The organism is Providencia sp. PROV048 (genome assembly GCF_033688165.1).
Taxonomy (GTDB): domain Bacteria; phylum Pseudomonadota; class Gammaproteobacteria; order Enterobacterales; family Enterobacteriaceae; genus Providencia; species Providencia hangzhouensis.
The window spans coordinates 829,750-846,570 of sequence record NZ_CP096360.1; the positions used below are offsets into that span (position 1 = coordinate 829,750).

At 39.4% G+C, this 16,821-nt stretch carries 14 protein-coding genes; 12 read left to right on the plus strand and 2 right to left on the minus strand.

The window, feature by feature from the left end:
- Positions 1-447: 447 nt before the first annotated feature.
- The 7 genes from clpP (at position 448) to M1F26_RS03540 (ending at position 8,775) form a co-directional block, all read left to right on the plus strand.
- Positions 448-1,068: an ATP-dependent Clp endopeptidase proteolytic subunit ClpP gene (gene clpP / locus M1F26_RS03510; RefSeq protein ID WP_004905443.1), complete on the plus strand. Its 621-nt coding sequence runs from the start codon at positions 448-450 to the stop codon at positions 1,066-1,068.
- A gap of 114 nt (positions 1,069-1,182) precedes the next feature.
- A complete protein-coding gene (clpX, locus tag M1F26_RS03515; protein WP_094962144.1) occupies positions 1,183-2,460 on the plus strand; it encodes an ATP-dependent protease ATP-binding subunit ClpX in 1,278 nt (425 codons plus the stop codon).
- A gap of 206 nt (positions 2,461-2,666) precedes the next feature.
- Entirely contained in the window at positions 2,667-5,105 is a 2,439-nt protein-coding gene (lon, locus tag M1F26_RS03520) for an endopeptidase La (protein ID WP_004905440.1), read from the plus strand.
- A 226-nt stretch (positions 5,106-5,331) separates the two neighbouring features.
- Positions 5,332-5,607: a nucleoid-associated protein HU-beta gene (gene hupB / locus M1F26_RS03525; protein WP_004914513.1), complete on the plus strand. Its 276-nt coding sequence runs from the start codon at positions 5,332-5,334 to the stop codon at positions 5,605-5,607.
- A gap of 175 nt (positions 5,608-5,782) precedes the next feature.
- Positions 5,783-7,654 (plus strand): peptidylprolyl isomerase, encoded by a 1,872-nt coding sequence (gene ppiD, locus M1F26_RS03530; RefSeq protein ID WP_136134841.1) that lies wholly within the window; start codon positions 5,783-5,785, stop codon positions 7,652-7,654.
- 144 nt (positions 7,655-7,798) lie between these two features.
- Positions 7,799-8,170 (plus strand): ComEA family DNA-binding protein, encoded by a 372-nt coding sequence (locus M1F26_RS03535; protein ID WP_036958552.1) that lies wholly within the window; start codon positions 7,799-7,801, stop codon positions 8,168-8,170.
- A gap of 176 nt (positions 8,171-8,346) precedes the next feature.
- Positions 8,347-8,775, plus strand: a complete 429-nt coding sequence (locus tag M1F26_RS03540) for an acyl-CoA thioesterase (RefSeq protein WP_036958551.1) — start codon at positions 8,347-8,349, stop codon at positions 8,773-8,775.
- Positions 8,776-8,836: 61 nt separating this feature from the next.
- On the opposite strand, the gene queC is transcribed toward M1F26_RS03540, so the two are convergent.
- On the minus strand, positions 8,837-9,526 hold the full coding sequence (gene queC / locus M1F26_RS03545; RefSeq protein ID WP_109911897.1) for a 7-cyano-7-deazaguanine synthase QueC: 690 nt from the start codon (positions 9,524-9,526) through the stop codon (positions 8,837-8,839).
- Positions 9,527-9,803: 277 nt separating this feature from the next.
- On the opposite strand from queC, the gene M1F26_RS03550 reads away from it, so the two are divergent.
- The 5 genes from M1F26_RS03550 to amtB all read left to right on the plus strand — a co-directional run bounded on the left by M1F26_RS03550 (position 9,804) and on the right by amtB (position 15,675).
- Entirely contained in the window at positions 9,804-10,265 is a 462-nt protein-coding gene (locus M1F26_RS03550; protein WP_004905429.1) for an Lrp/AsnC family transcriptional regulator, read from the plus strand.
- 75 nt (positions 10,266-10,340) lie between these two features.
- Complete coding sequence (locus M1F26_RS03555; RefSeq protein ID WP_140172114.1) at positions 10,341-12,086, plus strand: SmdA family multidrug ABC transporter permease/ATP-binding protein; 1,746 nt, start codon at positions 10,341-10,343, stop codon at positions 12,084-12,086.
- Positions 12,083-13,867: a SmdB family multidrug efflux ABC transporter permease/ATP-binding protein gene (locus M1F26_RS03560; protein ID WP_004905423.1), complete on the plus strand. Its 1,785-nt coding sequence runs from the start codon at positions 12,083-12,085 to the stop codon at positions 13,865-13,867. Before M1F26_RS03555 ends, M1F26_RS03560 begins: the two co-directional genes overlap by 4 nt.
- A 172-nt stretch (positions 13,868-14,039) precedes the next feature.
- Positions 14,040-14,378 (plus strand): P-II family nitrogen regulator, encoded by a 339-nt coding sequence (gene glnK / locus M1F26_RS03565; protein ID WP_004905421.1) that lies wholly within the window; start codon positions 14,040-14,042, stop codon positions 14,376-14,378.
- 10 nt (positions 14,379-14,388) lie between these two features.
- Positions 14,389-15,675: an ammonium transporter AmtB gene (gene amtB / locus M1F26_RS03570; protein WP_140172115.1), complete on the plus strand. Its 1,287-nt coding sequence runs from the start codon at positions 14,389-14,391 to the stop codon at positions 15,673-15,675.
- Positions 15,676-15,813: 138 nt separating this feature from the next.
- Here amtB and tesB read toward each other — a convergent pair whose 3' ends face one another.
- The gene (gene tesB / locus M1F26_RS03575) at positions 15,814-16,683 is read right to left on the minus strand and encodes an acyl-CoA thioesterase II (protein ID WP_109911901.1); all 870 of its coding nucleotides are present in this window, start codon (positions 16,681-16,683) and stop codon (positions 15,814-15,816) included.
- Positions 16,684-16,821 lie beyond the last annotated feature (138 nt).

Sequence of the window (16,821 nt, forward strand, 5' to 3'; positions counted from 1 at the left end):
TAATTAGGATACCCTTGAAAAACACATTTAAACCCTAATTATATTATCTATACTTCAAGTAGTCTAAGTGGGGCTTTAATTGCAATTTGAACTATTTTGAATAGCTTAATATTGTAGAAAATAGTGATATTAACTAATCGAGTTATTTCGTCATTTTTGAAAATCAAGTATGGTTTTCTAATGGTATAATTCCGTGTAACCCAATAGACTTGTGTTAAACTCTTTTACAGAGCGTCTTGTTTACTGCAGCATACTTAGCTGCATTTTCTTCTTATTTCGCCAGTTATTTGGTTAAATATTAGCTAAACTAGAAAATAAGAGAATTGAAAGAGCCTGCAGACACAGGAATTTTTTAAAACCGTTGTTTGTGGCATGATCTCTGCTCAAAATAGCAGGCAGACAGCAAATTAGGCGCAAGCACCGGAACGTTTTTAATAGGAGATTTCGATGTCACATTTTGGCAGTCAGGAACAATTAGCATCTCAAATGGCCCTTGTGCCTATGGTCATAGAGCAAACTTCTCGTGGTGAGCGCTCGTATGATATTTACTCACGTCTATTAAAAGAACGTATTATCTTCCTGACCGGTCAAGTGGAAGACCATATGGCGAATTTAATCGTCGCTCAGATGTTATTCCTTGAAGCAGAAAACCCTGAAAAAGATATTCATTTGTATATTAATTCACCGGGTGGCGTTATTACCGCAGGAATGTCAATTTACGATACGATGCAGTTTATCAAGCCTGATGTAAGTACTATTTGTATGGGACAAGCTTGTTCCATGGGGGCTTTTTTATTGACGGCGGGTACCAAAGGTAAACGTTTCTGCTTACCAAATTCACGCGTGATGATCCACCAACCATTAGGGGGTTATCAAGGTCAAGCGTCAGATATCGAAATTCATGCTCAAGAAATTCTTAAAGTGAAATCTCGAATGAACGAGCTAATGGCTCTACATACTGGTAAATCCATTGAAGAAATTACTCGAGACACAGAGCGTGACCGCTTCTTATCTGCAAATGAAGCAAAAGAGTATGGTTTAGTCGACCAAATTTATAGTAGCCGTTAATGGGTTAACTTTTGGTATAATTAGTTCATACCATAAACTATTTTAAAGAAAATCGTTGTTTTGTTTTTTAATTGAATGAAAACAAAACAATATGGATAAAAGTGAGGTCAACTGATGACAGATAAACGCAAAGAGGGGACAGGAAAACTGCTTTACTGCTCTTTCTGCGGAAAAAGTCAGCATGAAGTTCGTAAGCTGATTGCCGGTCCGTCAGTCTATATTTGTGATGAATGCGTAGATTTATGTCTCGATATCATCCGTGAAGAAATAAAAGAACTTACGCCGCATCGCGAGCGTAGTGAGCTGCCTACGCCACATGAAATCCGACAGCATCTTGACGACTATGTCATCGGCCAAGAAAAAGCGAAGAAAGTCTTAGCGGTTGCGGTATATAACCATTACAAGCGCTTGCGTAATGGTGATAAAACCAGTGATGGCGTTGAATTAGGCAAAAGTAATATTTTGCTAATTGGCCCAACCGGTAGTGGTAAAACGCTTTTAGCTGAAACTTTAGCGCGTTATTTGGATGTACCATTTACAATGGCTGATGCAACGACATTAACTGAAGCTGGTTATGTCGGTGAAGACGTTGAAAATATTATTCAAAAATTACTACAAAAGTGCGATTACGATGTTGAAAAAGCTCAACGTGGTATCGTATATATTGATGAAATTGATAAAATTTCACGTAAGTCAGATAACCCATCAATTACCCGTGACGTTTCTGGTGAAGGTGTGCAACAAGCCCTTCTGAAACTAATCGAGGGAACGGTTGCAGCAGTACCGCCACAAGGGGGACGTAAACACCCTCAGCAAGAGTTCTTGCAGGTTGATACTTCAAAGATCCTCTTTATATGTGGTGGGGCATTTGCAGGGCTCGACAAAGTAATTGGCCAGCGTTTAAATACCCGTTCAGGTATCGGTTTTGCTGCCGAAGTGAAAGGTGAATCAGATAAAGCAACGGAAGGTGAGTTATTAACTCAGGCAGAGCCAGAAGATTTAATTAAATTTGGTTTAATTCCTGAATTTATTGGCCGTTTACCTGTTGTTGCAACATTAACTGAATTAAGTGAAGAAGCATTAATTCAGATTCTGCAAGAGCCTAAAAACGCTTTAACTAAACAATATCAAGCCTTATTTAGCCTTGAAAATACTGAACTCGAATTCCGTGAAGAAGCACTAAAAGCAATAGCTAAGAAAGCTATGGCACGTAAAACCGGAGCTCGTGGTTTACGCTCTATTGTTGAAGCTGCATTGTTAAATACGATGTATGACCTTCCTTCAATGAGTGATGTTGAAAAAGTTGTCGTTGATGAAAACGTCATTAACGAACAATCAGAACCGCTATTGATATATAGCAAACCTGATGCTCAAGCTTCTGGCGATAACTAATCCCATATAAAACGTTCAATAGTTAATCAAACGAAATGAGGGGTTTCCCTCATTTTGTTTTTTATGTTCAACTAGCCATTGAATGCTAAAATCTTGTCCCCATATAGTTTATATTCTGAGGTGTGGTTTCCTTGTTCTAGAAAGTAATTTTAAAACAAGAGATAGAAACCCTTAAACTAGCGTGAGCTAAACGAAGAGAGAGCTTTATGAATCCTGAGCGTTCCGAACGCATTGAAATACCAGTATTGCCTCTGCGTGATGTAGTGGTATACCCACATATGGTGATCCCACTGTTTGTTGGACGTGAAAAATCCATTCACAGTCTGGAAGCAGCGATGGATCATGACAAGCAGGTAATGCTGGTTGCGCAAAAAGAAGCCTCGACTGATGAGCCAGGGGTGAATGATTTATTTGCTGTCGGTACAGTCGCATCCGTTATTCAGATGCTAAAACTGCCTGATGGCACCGTTAAAGTCCTCGTTGAAGGTCTACGACGCGCACGTATTACCAGTTTGACAGATAATGGCGAATATTTCTTAGCGCAAGCAGAATATTTAGCTGCAGAGCAAAATAATGAATCTGAACACGCAGCGTATGATGAAGCGACAGCGGGTTCTCAATCATCAGACGCACTTGATGAAAAAGAAAACGAAGTGTTGTACCGCACTATCGTTAGTCAGTTCGAAAGTTATATAAAACTGAATAAAAAGATTCCACCTGAAGTATTAACCGCGTTACATGCGATTGAACAAGATCAGCTAGACAAACTGGCAGATACCATTGCCTCTCACATGCCACTAAAATTAGCGGATAAACAACGCGTTTTAGAAATGGCAAATATCGCAGAGCGTGTAGAGTTTTTGATGGCCATGATGGAGTCAGAAACTGAGCTGCTGCAAGTGGAAAAACGCATCCGCAATCGTGTTAAAAAACAGATGGAAAAAAGCCAGCGTGAGTATTATCTGAATGAGCAAATGAAAGCCATTCAGAAAGAGCTGGGTGAAATGGACGATGCGCCAGACGAATATGAATCGCTAAAACGTAAAATCGAAGAAGCGAAAATGCCAAAAGAGGCACAAGAGAAAGCAGAAGCAGAATTGCAGAAGCTGAAAATGATGTCGCCAATGTCAGCAGAAGCTACTGTTGTCCGTAGCTATATTGATTGGATGGTGCAGGTACCATGGCATAAACGTAGTAAAGTCAAAAAAGACTTAGTTAAAGCTCAAGAAGTGTTAGATACCGATCACTACGGTTTAGAGCGTGTGAAAGACCGTATTTTAGAGTATTTGGCAGTGCAAAGCCGCGTCAGTAAAATTAAAGGGCCAATCCTTTGTCTGGTTGGGCCTCCGGGCGTGGGTAAAACCTCTTTGGGGCAATCTATTGCTAAGGCTACTGGCCGTCAATACACTCGTATGGCATTAGGTGGGGTGCGTGATGAAGCTGAAATTCGCGGTCACCGTCGTACCTATATCGGTTCAATGCCAGGTAAGCTGATTCAAAAGATGGCAAAAGTAGGGGTCAAAAACCCACTATTTTTATTGGATGAAATTGACAAAATGTCATCTGATATGCGTGGTGACCCAGCCTCTGCATTATTAGAGGTGCTTGACCCAGAACAAAATATTGCCTTTAACGATCACTACTTGGAAGTGGATTACGATTTGTCTGATGTGATGTTTGTTGCAACATCCAACTCGATGAATATTCCAGCACCATTGTTAGATCGTATGGAAGTCATCCGTCTTTCTGGCTATACAGAAGATGAAAAACTGAATATTGCGAAAAAACATTTGCTGTCTAAGCAGATTGAACGTAACGCATTGAAAAAGAATGAGTTAACTATCGATGATAGTGCTTTAATGAGCATTATTCGTTATTACACTCGTGAAGCTGGAGTTCGTGGTTTAGAGCGTGAAATCTCTAAATTGTGTCGTAAAGCGGTTAAAGCGCTGCTCATGGACAAAAAGCTTAAGCACATTGAAATCAACGCTGATAACCTGAAAGATTATCTGGGTGTTCGCCGTTTTGATTATGGCCAAGCAGACACAGAAAACCGTGTTGGGCAAGTTACAGGCCTTGCTTGGACTGAAGTTGGTGGTGACTTACTGACTATTGAAACTGCATGTGTGCCAGGCAAAGGCAAACTAACTTATACCGGTTCTTTAGGTGAAGTCATGCAGGAGTCTATCCAAACGGCATTAACGGTTGTTAGAGCTCGAGCAGAAAAACTGGGTATAAATAGTGATTTCTATGAAAAACGTGATATTCATGTTCACGTACCAGAAGGCGCTACACCAAAAGATGGCCCGAGTGCGGGGATTGCGATGTCAACCGCTTTAGTCTCTTGCTTAACGGGTAACCCAGTTAGAGCTGACGTAGCAATGACAGGTGAAATTACTTTAAGAGGTTTAGTTTTCCCGATAGGCGGCCTGAAAGAAAAATTATTGGCTGCACACCGCGGAGGGATTAAAACCGTATTAATCCCTAAAGAAAACGAACGTGATTTAGAGGAAATTCCTCAAAATGTGATCGCGGATCTCGAAATTCATCCGGTGAAAACAATTGAAGAAGTTCTTTCTTTAGCTTTAGTTAACCCTCCTTTTGGGGCAGAAGTAGTTAAAAAGAAAGCTAAAAGAGTGAGCTGAATCAAGAAGTTTGTATAAAATTAAGACTGACAGCTAATTTAGGGCTTGTCAGTCTTTTTTTTCATCGCTAATTTAACGATGATTCTGATAATTGTTTGTATGCAATCTGTTCTCTTGCCATTGGTAATCAGGATTGATATAACGGCTGCATCATTAATTAACTATACTAATAACTGCTATAGTTAATTAAGAGATTTATAGTCCAACTAATATGGGGATGATAAGAGTGAATAAAGCTCAACTGATTGATCAAATCGCTTCTGATGCGAATATTTCTAAAGCTGCAGCAGGTCGTGTTGTTGACGCGTTCGTTGCTACTGTAACAGGTTCTCTGAGTAAAGGGGATGATGTTGCTCTAGTTGGCTTTGGGACTTTCTCTGTTCGTGAGCGTGCAGCACGTACAGGCCGTAACCCTCAAACGGGTAAAGAAATTAAAATCGCTGCGGCGAAAGTTCCTGCTTTCCGTCCAGGCAAGGGTCTTAAAGACGCTGTAAATAGCTAATTAGGTATTTAAGTTTGTCTTTCTCGTAATTTTGCGAAAACTCAAACTGACGGAATGTCTTTAATCAGCTAATATATAAGCGCACCATTGAAATGGTGCGCTTTTTTTTCTTTCTGAGTTAAGATTAGCGTATTATCAGGAAATTGAATTCAACAAAGCGGAGTTAAGCCTTTTTATGATGGAAAATTTACGCACAAAGGCGAATAGTCCTTTGCTCAAAATAATACTGGCGCTGATTATCCTTTCATTCGTGTTGGGTGGCGTTATGATGGGGGGCCTCGGTGGCAACAGTGCAAATAATGCAGCTGAAGTTAACGGGCAATCAATAAGCCGTGAACAGCTACAGCAGGCTTTTCAACAAGAACGCCAATCATTACAAGAGTACCTAGGGGATAAATTCTCAGAAGTCGCTAGTAATGAAGAAAGTATGAATTTACTGCGTCGTCAAGCTCTTGATAACTTGATTAACAATGAACTGATTAATCAGTATGCTAATGAATTACAGCTCTCAGCAAGTGACCAGCAAATTGAGCAATATATTTTCTCAATGCCTGTTTTCCAGACAGATGGCCGGTTTGATAGCGAAAAATATCGTGAGATCTTAAGTCGTAACAACATTAACGCGGATAGCCTTGCGGCTCAAATTCGCCAAGACCTTACACGAGCTCAGTTAGGAAAAACCTTTACTGGAACGGATTTCGCTTTACCATCAGAAGTTAAAGCATATGCTGAATTATTTATGCAAGAACGTGAAATTCGTACTGCAATCTTAGATTTAGCAGAGGTTCAAGCAAAACAAACAGCTTCTGAAGAAGAATTAAAAGCCTACTATGATGCCAACCAAAATAGCTTTATCTCACCTGAGAAAGTACAAGTAAGCTATGTTGAAATGGATGCTGCATCAATGCCGCCAGCGACAGTGTCAGCTGAGGAAGTAAAAGCGTATTATGATCAAAACCTGAAAAATTATACTCAGGCAGAGCAAAAACAGTACAGCATGATTCAGGTAGCTTCAGAAAAAGAAGCAAATGATATTCTGAATGAATTAAAACAAGGTGCGGACTTTGCAACACTGGCAACTGAAAAATCAACGGATAAATTCAGTGCAGGGCAAAAAGGCTTGATTGGTTGGATGGAAGCGGCATCAACGCCAAGCGAAATTGTGGACGCAAAATTAACAGAAAAAGGGCAACTTTCGGCACCTGTTAAATCACAAAATAGTTATGTTATCTTTCGCTTAGATGATATTAAACCTGAATCTATTAAACCGTTTGAGCAAGTTGAAGAAAGTATTAAAACTAGCTTACTTCAAGATAAAAACATTAAACAATTCTATGACTTACAGCAGAAGGTTAGTGAGGCTGCCACGAGTGATATGGAATCATTAGTTTCGGTTGAATCTGTATCTGGTTTGAAAGCTGTGACAACGGATTGGTTTGATAGAACAAATCCACCTGCCGCACTTAATTTCCCTAAAGTGGTCAGTGAAGTATTTAGCGACCGTTTAGTGGATAAAAATGGTTCTAAAGGGATCAACTCAGATGTTATTAACGTTGAAGGGGACCGTGCATTTGTTGTGCGTGTAACAGAGTACAAACCTGAAAGCGTTGAACCTTTTGATAAGGTTAAGTCCGAAATTGAAACTCTGGTTAAGCGCCAAAAAGCGGATGCAGAGTTGAAAGCTACGAGTGATAAACTTCTTGCTGAGTTAAATGCGGGTAAAGGAACAGAAGCTCTAAATGCGGCGGGGGTTAAATTTTCCGATACTCAAACTGTTTCTCGTTTAATGCCACAAACAGCGGTTATTAATGCAACGATGGAAATGCCGCAACCTGCTGATGGTAAACCAAGTTATGCACTTGCGCGTGATGAGTCCGATAACTATGTGCTTATTCAACTAGATAAAGTTACGCTAGGCCAACCGACGGATGATGAGTTAAAGCAACTGACTCGTGAATACCAAGGTGCTATGAGTTCTGCGGTCAATGAAGCTCTGATGCTTAATTTGCGTGAGAATGCAAAAATTGAAGTGCTGAATATTGAGTAATTGCGAGCAGCTTCGCAAGTAAAATTGTAACTTCATGAATAGAAGGCCACCTTTGGGTGGCCTTTCGTATTTTCAGTATTATTGAAAAGTGTTCCGTATTTTTCTATGGCATCGTTGTGTCTCAACATACACAGGAGAACAAATATGTTATGGAATTCAGTCAATAAATGCAGATTAGGTATTGTTCTGCTCCTTTCTTTATTATGCTCATTCTCTTCTTTTTCTTTGGCTAAGAAAATTGAGCGAGAAAAAGCCACAGAGGCTGTCATTCAAGAAAAACAAGTAAGTAATAACTCACCATCAACGAGCCATGGCCAGTCTGACAAAGTGAATATCAACTTAGCGGGTGAAGAAGAACTTGCAGAAAAACTTACTGGTATAGGTAGGCAAAAAGCGAAAGCAATCGTTGAATATAGGCAAAAATATGGTGCTTTTAATTCCATTGAAAATATTTTAGAAGTTCAGGGGATAGGTCCTGCATTTTTAGAAAAGAATAAAGATAAGTTAACTTTGTAACTAAAATCCCCCATACAGAGTATGGGGGTAATATATTAAAGGTTAATAATTAAGCAGAAAACTAAGCTTTTTATAAATAATTTGCGAGCTAAGTCTTATTATTGATAATCATTCAGCACATTTTCCGTACATTTGTTATTTTTATGTTATTAAAAAATAAACTGGTCGGAGTAGTTATGACAACACACATTAAAGTTCATGGTTATCATATAGATATTTTTCAACATGTTAATAATGCACGTTACTTAGAATTCTACGAAGCGGACCGCTGGGAATGGATGAATAAGCGTAATTTCATTAGTTGGGCGATAAAAAACAATTTAACAATGGCTGCGGTGAATATTAATGTAAATTATATCCAAGGCGTCTTGCTTGGTGATGAGCTGACAGTAGTGACTCGAATGGATAAAATCGGTACTAAAAGCGCAGTCTGTTATCAACAAATAATTCGCAATAAAGCAGGGGCTCAAGAGGTAGTTTCTGATGCTTATGTGACATTTGTATTTATCGATAACATAGAGAATAAAGCGATTGTTATTGATGAACAATTGCGTGAGAAACTAGAGTCATTCAAAGTAGGTTCTGAAGACTTTATTCAAAACTAGCCTACCATTAGCTTGAATATTACGAATAAGCTAATGATAGGCTGTGTGTTTGACTAATTCATTATGGCTTTTGCTTTAATGAGAGCATGATGGCTTCTTTATCATTTAAATATTCATTTAAGCCCTTGCTCCTTAAATGGCAGGCAGCACATTCACCGCAACCATCACCTTGAATACCATTATAACAAGTCAGTGTTTGCTGCCTGATGGTTTCAAGGTGGCCATAACTGTCGGCAAGAGCCCATGTTTGGGCTTTATTTAACCACATTAATGGGGTTTCAAAGCGAATATTTTTGGCAAGACCGAGGTCTACAGCATGATTGAGGGCTTTGACAAATTCATCTCGGCAATCTGGGTAACCTGAAAAATCAGTTTCACAAACACCGGTTATCACCGCTTCTGCTTTTACTTGGTAAGCATAAATTGCTGCTAATGTGAGGAATAAAATGTTGCGCCCTGGAACAAAAGTGCTGGGTAAAGTACTGGACTCGCTTTCTGAAAAATCAGGAACTGGGATGTTATCTCGAGTTAAGCTGCTGATTGCCAATTCATTGAGTAATGTGACATCTAACACTTTATGTGCTGTAGCACCTAAAGATACGCTCAATTTCTGTGCGACTTCGATTTCAAAACGGTGGCGCTGGCCGTAATCAAAAGTAACACAATGAACTTCATCATAGTTTTGCAAAGCTTGAATAAGACAGGTTGTTGAGTCTTGGCCTCCGCTAAAAACCACAACTGCGCGTTTCATAGGTACTCCTTGGTGATATATCATTATCAAAATGTGATGGAAAGAGAGTAAAGCATGTTAGCGATACTGGGATGTAATTCATAGTTCTATTTTTATCAAATTAGTTTGATTGAAGGACTATTTATATGCTGATTTGGTTATCTGTATAAAAATATTCTATAATCATGGTATTTGGTAACATTTTTATTGTTTTTTAATTATTCAATTTTGCATAATATAGTTATACAGCTAATAAAATAACGATAAAAGCACTTACACCCAAGCCAAGAGAGTAATTATGTTAGATAAAATAGACAAAAAACTGCTTTGTTTATTGCAAAATGACAGTAGCCTATCCTTAAATACCCTTGCTGAAGCTGTTAATTTAACATCTACTCCGTGCTGGAAAAGATTAAAAAGGCTTGAAGATGAAGGCTATATTCGAGGGCGAGTGACCTTACTCGATGGTGAGAAGCTAGGTTTAGGTTTAACGGTAATTGTGACAATTAAAACACAGCATCATAATAGTGAGTGGTATGAGCAATTTGTTTCTTTTGTTAGTCAACTTCCTGAGGTGCTGATGTTTTATCGCATGGCTGGTGAGTATGATTATCTTATGCAAGTCGAAGTGCATGATATGAAATCATATGACTTATTTTATAAAAAGCTAGTCAATGGCGTTCATGGTCTAATAGATGTAACTTCAAGCTTTGCAATGGAAAAAATCAAATATACGACAGTATTGCCTATCCCTGACTAACCTCGTAATAGCTTAGATAATTACGGTCTCTCATTCTTAGGCATCAATAAATCAATATATTCAAGGCAGTATTACGTGCGATTATTTTCACAACTAGGTTGGTATTTTTTGAGTGAATGGCGGCGCTATCTCGGCGCTGTTTGCTTTTTAATTATCATTGCTATTTTACAATTAGTTCCTCCACGCATTGTTGGTGTTGTTGTTGATGGAATTAGTAAAGGGGCAATGTCGACAAAGCAATTGATCACTTATGTTTTAGTCATGCTGTTGATTGCATTGGTTGTGTATGGGTTGCGGTATATTTGGCGTTTATGGTTATTTGGTGCTTCTTATAAGTTAGCTGTACAGCTACGACAAAAGTTTTATCGGCAATTAAGTCTGCAGAATCAAGCGTTTTACCATAAGTATCGAACGGGAGACCTAATTGCACGTACAACGAATGATGTTGACCGAGTCGTGTTTGCAGCTGGTGAAGGTGTTTTAACATTAGTTGACTCATTGGTGATGGGGTGTGCGGTGCTCATCATGATGAGTGTTGAAATTAGTTGGCAGCTTACTTTACTAGCACTCATTCCAATGCCAATTATGGCATTAATCATTAAACGGTATGGAGACCAGCTTCATCAGCGTTTCAAGCATGCTCAAGGGGCATTTTCGTCTTTAAATAATCATGCGCAAGAAAGTTTAACAAGTATTCGTATGATTAAAGCTTTTGGCCTTGAAGATCATCAATCAAATCAATTTGAACAGGTAGCTACTGAGGCAGGGCGTCGCAATATGCATGTTGCTAAAGTTGATGCGCGTTTTGACCCCACCATTTTTATGGCGATTGGTATGGCAAATTTACTCGCTATTGCAGGTGGAAGCTGGATGGTATTAAACGACACACTGACGCTAGGCGAATTAACGAGCTTTGTGATGTATCTAGGGTTAATGATTTGGCCGATGTTAGCGCTCGCATGGATGTTTAATATCGTTGAACGAGGTAGTGCGGCTTATAGCCGTATTCTAAGTTTACTCAATGAACCGCTAGTCATTCAGGATGGTTCGCATTCATTACAGCCTGAAAAGGGAAACTTGAATGTGAATATTATCAACTTTAGTTATCCAGAAACTAAGCGAATAGCATTACATGATATTAAGTTTGATTTAAAACCTGGACAATTTTTGGGGCTTTGTGGGCCGACGGGGTCTGGAAAATCAACGTTGTTGATGTTATTACAGCGTCAATTTGATGTGACGGAAGGGGCGATTTGCTATCAAGGCTTATCACTACCCGAAATCCGTTTAGATGAATGGCGTGCTCGGTTATCTATCGTAAATCAGTCCCCATTTTTATTTTCAGATACAGTTGCTGACAATATCGCGCTTGGGCGGCCTAATGCCACTCAAGATGAAATTGAACAGGCTGCGCGTATAGCTTGTGTACATGATGATATTTTACGTTTACCTGAAGGCTATTCTACTCAGGTTGGTGAGCGCGGTGTCATGTTATCTGGCGGGCAGAAACAACGAATTTCTATTGCAAGGGCTATCTTGCAAAATGCAGAAATCTTGGTGTTAGATGATGCACTTTCTGCTGTTGATGGGCAGACCGAGTTTACAATTTTACAAAATTTAAGCCATTGGCGGCAGGGTAGGACTATGATAATTAGCGCCCATCGTCTATCTGCATTGGTAGAGGCAGACAATATTATTGTGTTATCTCAAGGTGCTATTGTTAGTCGAGGTAAACATGAAGCGCTTATTGAGCAATCGGGTTGGTATAAAGATATGTATCAGTATCAACAGATTGAAGCTGCTCTGGATGGTGAGCTATGAGCCAAAAGAAACCGCTATGGCCAGCACTCAAGCGTTTGCTTGGTTATGGAAAAGCATACCGAGGAACCATGGGTATTGCCATTGCAATGCTATGGTTAGCCGCTATTGCAGAAGTTAGTGGGCCTCTGCTAATCAGCTATTTTATTGATAACATGATAGCGAAAAAACAAATCATCATGCCACTTGCTTTATATATGGCAGTTGGTTTTATATTGCTCCAAGTTATTGCAGCGTTATTACATTACTATCAAATTATTTTATTTAATAAAGCCTCTGTGGGGGTAGTGCAAACATTACGTACAGATGTGATGAATGCAGCCCTTCGACAGCCCCTAAGTGCATTCGATAAGCAACCTGTTGGCCAATTAATTTCACGAGTTACAAATGATACTGAAGTTATTAAAGATCTATTTGTGATGGTTGTGCCGACAGTATTTCGTAGTTTAGCCCTGATTTGTGCCATGTTAGTTGCTATGTTTTCATTGGAATGGCGTATGGCATCAATTGCAGTGATGATTTTTCCTGCAGTATTTGTGGTAATGCTTGTTTATCAGCGTTTAAGTACGCCCATTGTGCGCCGTGTGAGATCTTATCTTGCAGATATTAATAACGGTTTTAACGAAGTCATTAATGGAATGACAGTTATTCAGCAATTTATCCAACAGGCTAGGTTTGGCGAAAAAATGCAAAGTATTAGCCAAGACCATTATTTTGCAAGAATGAAAGCATTAAAACTTGATGGCTTACTATTAAGGCCATTACTAAGTTTACTTTCAGCTTCAGTATTGTGTGGCTTGCTATTGCTATTTGGGTTCGAAGGAACGACTACCATTGGTGTTGGTGTCTTATATGCATTTATTAACTATTTAGGTCGCTTGAATGAGCCGCTTATTGAGTTAACTTCTCAGCAATCAATGCTTCAGCAAGCTGTTGTTTCTGGTGAGCGTGTATTTGAATTAATGGATAGTCCGCAGCAAGGTTATGGTGAAAGTATTGAGCCATTACAAGGAGGTTCAATCTCAATTAACCATTTATCTTTCGCTTACCGTGATAACAAAATGGTACTTAAAGATATTAATTTACAAGTGCCTGATAATAACTTCGTTGCATTAGTCGGCCATACAGGCAGCGGTAAAAGTACCATAGCAAATTTAATTATGGGGTATTACCCGTGGCAGGAGGGAGATATTTTATTAGATGGACGTAATTTGAGTTCACTATCCCACCAAGTATTACGTAATGGTATTGCAATGGTACAACAAGACCCTGTTGTCCTCGCTGCTTCTTTTTTTGACAACGTCGCATTAGGACGTGAGATTAGCCAAGACAAAGTTTGGGAAGTTCTTGAAACTGTTCAGCTTGCTGGGTTGGTTCGTGGTTTACCTGATGGGCTAGATACCGTGCTTGGTGAACAGGGAAATACCTTGTCTGTAGGGCAAAGACAGTTATTAGCGATGGCCCGAGTCCTTGTGGTGACACCCAAAATTTTAATTTTGGATGAAGCAACTGCGAATATTGACTCAGGGACAGAGCAAGCGATACAAAAAGCGTTACGAGTGATTCGCCAACATACTACGTTAGTTGTGATCGCCCACCGTTTATCGACAATTGTCGACGCTGACCAAGTCGTTGTGTTACATCGTGGTGCAATTGTTGAGCAAGGTAAACATTTACAGCTTTTGCAACAAAAAGGACGTTATTATCAAATGTACCAGTTGCAGCAAGTTGGAGAATCATTAAATGCCCATAGTGATGCTGAAATTGAGGCTATACCTAGTTAATTATTCTGCACTCTTATAATGCATACCTTAAAGCCACTCATTCGAGTGGTTTTTTATTTTGTTCTTTCCTATTGAATTTTATGGATAAATATATTTTGGCACACGGTTTGCTATAAAGTCAGTGCTGTCCGAAGTATTAAGCAGCTTATTCATATGACTTATAGGAGTGAACATGAAATATATCATCGCGATCATTAAGCCATTTAAATTAGATGAAGTTCGAGAGGCACTATCAGATATTGGGGTTCAAGGGCTTACGATTACTGAAGTTCGAGGGTTTGGGCGGCAAAAAGGACATGCCGAATTATATAGAGGAGCTGAATATACTGTCGATTTTTTACCTAAAGTACGTATGGAAATAGCGGTTTCTGATGAGTTGGTAGAGCAGGTGATTGAAACAATTGAAAAAAAAGCTTATACGGGCCAAGTCGGGGATGGAAAAATATTTATTTTGTCATTAGAGCAAGCAGTACGTATTCGTACAGGTGAAAAACAAGACGAAGCACTGTAGGAGAGCAACTATGAGCAAAGGGTTCCAATACTTATTTTTATTGATATCAATGGGTGGTTTTCCAATAACCGTGTTTGCAGCAGAGGAAACCCTAGATAAAGCTGATAACGCATTTATGATGATAGCGACTGCTTTAGTTATTTTTATGATACTGCCAGGTATCGCATTATTTTATGGTGGGCTACTAAGAAGCAAAAATGTCCTTTCTTTGATGGCTCAAACTGCAGTTATTTTTGCTTTGGTGTCTGTTATTTGGATTGTTTATGGATACAGTTTAGCTTTTAGTGAGGGGAATGATTTTATCGGTGGTTTTAGCCAGATCATGTTGAAAGATATTACTGTAGAAAGCTTATCTGGGCCGATCCCTCAATTTATTCACGTCGTGTTTCAAGGTGCATTTGCATGCTTAACGGTTGCATTAGTGATTGGTGCATTAGGAGAGCGAATTAAATTTTCTGCAATTCTAATTTTTACCCTTATTTGGACTACATTTGCTTATTTGCCAATGGCACATATGGTGTGGGGAGGTGGTATTTTATCCCAAGATGGCGCATTAGATTTTGCAGGGGGGACGGTTGTTCATATTAATGCGGCTGTTGCAGGCTTAGTTGGTGCTTACTTACTGGGGCATCGTACCGGGTTAGGGAAAGAAGCCATTAAACCTCATAACCTACCTATGGTATTTATGGGAACTTCCATATTATTCATTGGCTGGTTTGGTTTCAATGCAGGTTCGGCTGGAAGTGCAAATAGTATTGCTGCACTCGCGTTTGTGAACACTATCGCAGCTGCGGCAGGCGCTATCTTATCGTGGACTTTAGCGGAATGGCTTTTCAGGGAGAAACCTTCATTATTAGGGGCTTGCTCTGGGTGTTTGGCTGGGTTAGTCGGTGTTACGCCTGCTGCGGGTACTGTGGGTGTTGGCGGGGCATTAATCATCGGACTACTTTCTGGATTGGCAGGTTTATGGGGGGTAGTGATTTTAAAACGTCGGTTAAAAGTTGATGATGTTTGCGATGTTTTTGGCGTTCACGGAGTCTGTGGCATTTTAGGGTGTTTACTCACGGGGGTATTTACCTCAACGGTATTAGGCGGAAGTGGCTATGCGGAAGGTATTACGATGATGAAACAAGTAGGAATTCAAGCCGTTAGCATCCTAGTTTGTGTTGTTTGGACTGCAATTGTTGCTTATATCGCATTTAAAATTGCAGAGAAAACGTCAGGCTTACGAATTAATGTTGAAAAAGAAAGGGAAGGCTTAGATATTACTTCTCATGGTGAAAGTGCCTACAATTAACCTTCATGTAAAGATAATTACAGGATAATACTGTGTTTTATGTAAATTGATAATGGCAGCTTATTGCTGGCTGCCATTACCTTTTTAAACTGACTAATATATTTTTCTAAGTAAGTAATCACTTACTTTAAATAGCGGTTATTTACGAGGTTGCCGTTGACGAATTACGCCTTCTTGGACTGCAGTTGCAACAAGATCACCTTGTAAATTATAGATTTGTCCTTTCACAAAACCCCTCCCACCTGATGCCGAAGGGCTTTCTACAGCGTACAGTAACCAGTCATCAATTTTAAATGGGCGATGGAACCACATTGAATGATCAATAGTTGCAACCTGTAAGTCGCGTTCCATAAATCCTCTACCATGCGGCTGTAATGCGGCAGGGAGGAAATTGTAATCAGAGGCATAACCTAATAAATAGTGGTGTAGTGAAGGTATATCAGGCAGTTGCCCTTTCGCTTTGAACCAAATATAACGAAATGGTTCTTGAGGTGCGGCATCGAATGGGCTGTAAAATTCAACGGGACGAAATTCAAAAGGAGTTGGCCGAAGAGCATACTTTTTAACTGCTTCTGGTAATTTATCAGCCAAACTTTGAACAATATCATCTTGAGAAATTAATTTTGTAGGTGGTGGTACATCTGGCATTAAGTTCTGATGGCTATAACCTTCTTCTTGAGATTGAAATGATGCGGTCATAAAGAAGATAGGTTTGCCATTTTGAATGGCACTTACTCGGCGTGCGCTAAAGCTTCCGCCATCGCGTAAAATTTCCACGTCATAAACAATGGGACGTGAGCTATCGCCTGGGCGTAAAAAATAACTATGAAAAGAATTAATCGCTCTTTCTTCAGGTATAGTTTGCTTAGCTGCATACATGGCTTGTCCAACAACTTGTCCACCAAAAACTTGAGGTAAACCAAGGTCTTCGCTTTGTCCACGAAAAATACCTTCTTCAATTTTTTCGAGTTCAATTAGGCTAATTAAATTCTGTAATTCTGGGCTCATAGTCATCTTAGTTCAGTTATACGTAAATGAGATATTGGTATTTTCCCATTATTTACCCTGAATAGGTAGATTAATTACTAGCGAATAAATTGGGGTTACGTATTGTTACATTTGGAAATATAAATGTATTATTCTACC

Bases quoted from the DNA above. Each gene is read 5' to 3' on its own strand.
- clpP (WP_004905443.1), top strand. From the start codon at position 448: ATGTCACATTTTGGCAGTCAGGAACAATTAGCATCTCAAATGGCCCTT.
- clpX (WP_094962144.1), top strand. From the start codon at position 1,183: ATGACAGATAAACGCAAAGAGGGGACAGGAAAACTGCTTTACTGCTCT.
- lon (WP_004905440.1), top strand. From the start codon at position 2,667: ATGAATCCTGAGCGTTCCGAACGCATTGAAATACCAGTATTGCCTCTG.
- ppiD (WP_136134841.1), top strand. From the start codon at position 5,783: ATGATGGAAAATTTACGCACAAAGGCGAATAGTCCTTTGCTCAAAATA.
- M1F26_RS03535 (WP_036958552.1), top strand. From the start codon at position 7,799: ATGTTATGGAATTCAGTCAATAAATGCAGATTAGGTATTGTTCTGCTC.
- M1F26_RS03540 (WP_036958551.1), top strand. From the start codon at position 8,347: ATGACAACACACATTAAAGTTCATGGTTATCATATAGATATTTTTCAA.
- queC (WP_109911897.1), bottom strand. From the start codon at position 9,526: ATGAAACGCGCAGTTGTGGTTTTTAGCGGAGGCCAAGACTCAACAACC.
- M1F26_RS03550 (WP_004905429.1), top strand. From the start codon at position 9,804: ATGTTAGATAAAATAGACAAAAAACTGCTTTGTTTATTGCAAAATGAC.
- M1F26_RS03560 (WP_004905423.1), top strand. From the start codon at position 12,083: ATGAGCCAAAAGAAACCGCTATGGCCAGCACTCAAGCGTTTGCTTGGT.
- glnK (WP_004905421.1), top strand. From the start codon at position 14,040: ATGAAATATATCATCGCGATCATTAAGCCATTTAAATTAGATGAAGTT.
- amtB (WP_140172115.1), top strand. From the start codon at position 14,389: ATGAGCAAAGGGTTCCAATACTTATTTTTATTGATATCAATGGGTGGT.
- tesB (WP_109911901.1), bottom strand. From the start codon at position 16,683: ATGAGCCCAGAATTACAGAATTTAATTAGCCTAATTGAACTCGAAAAA.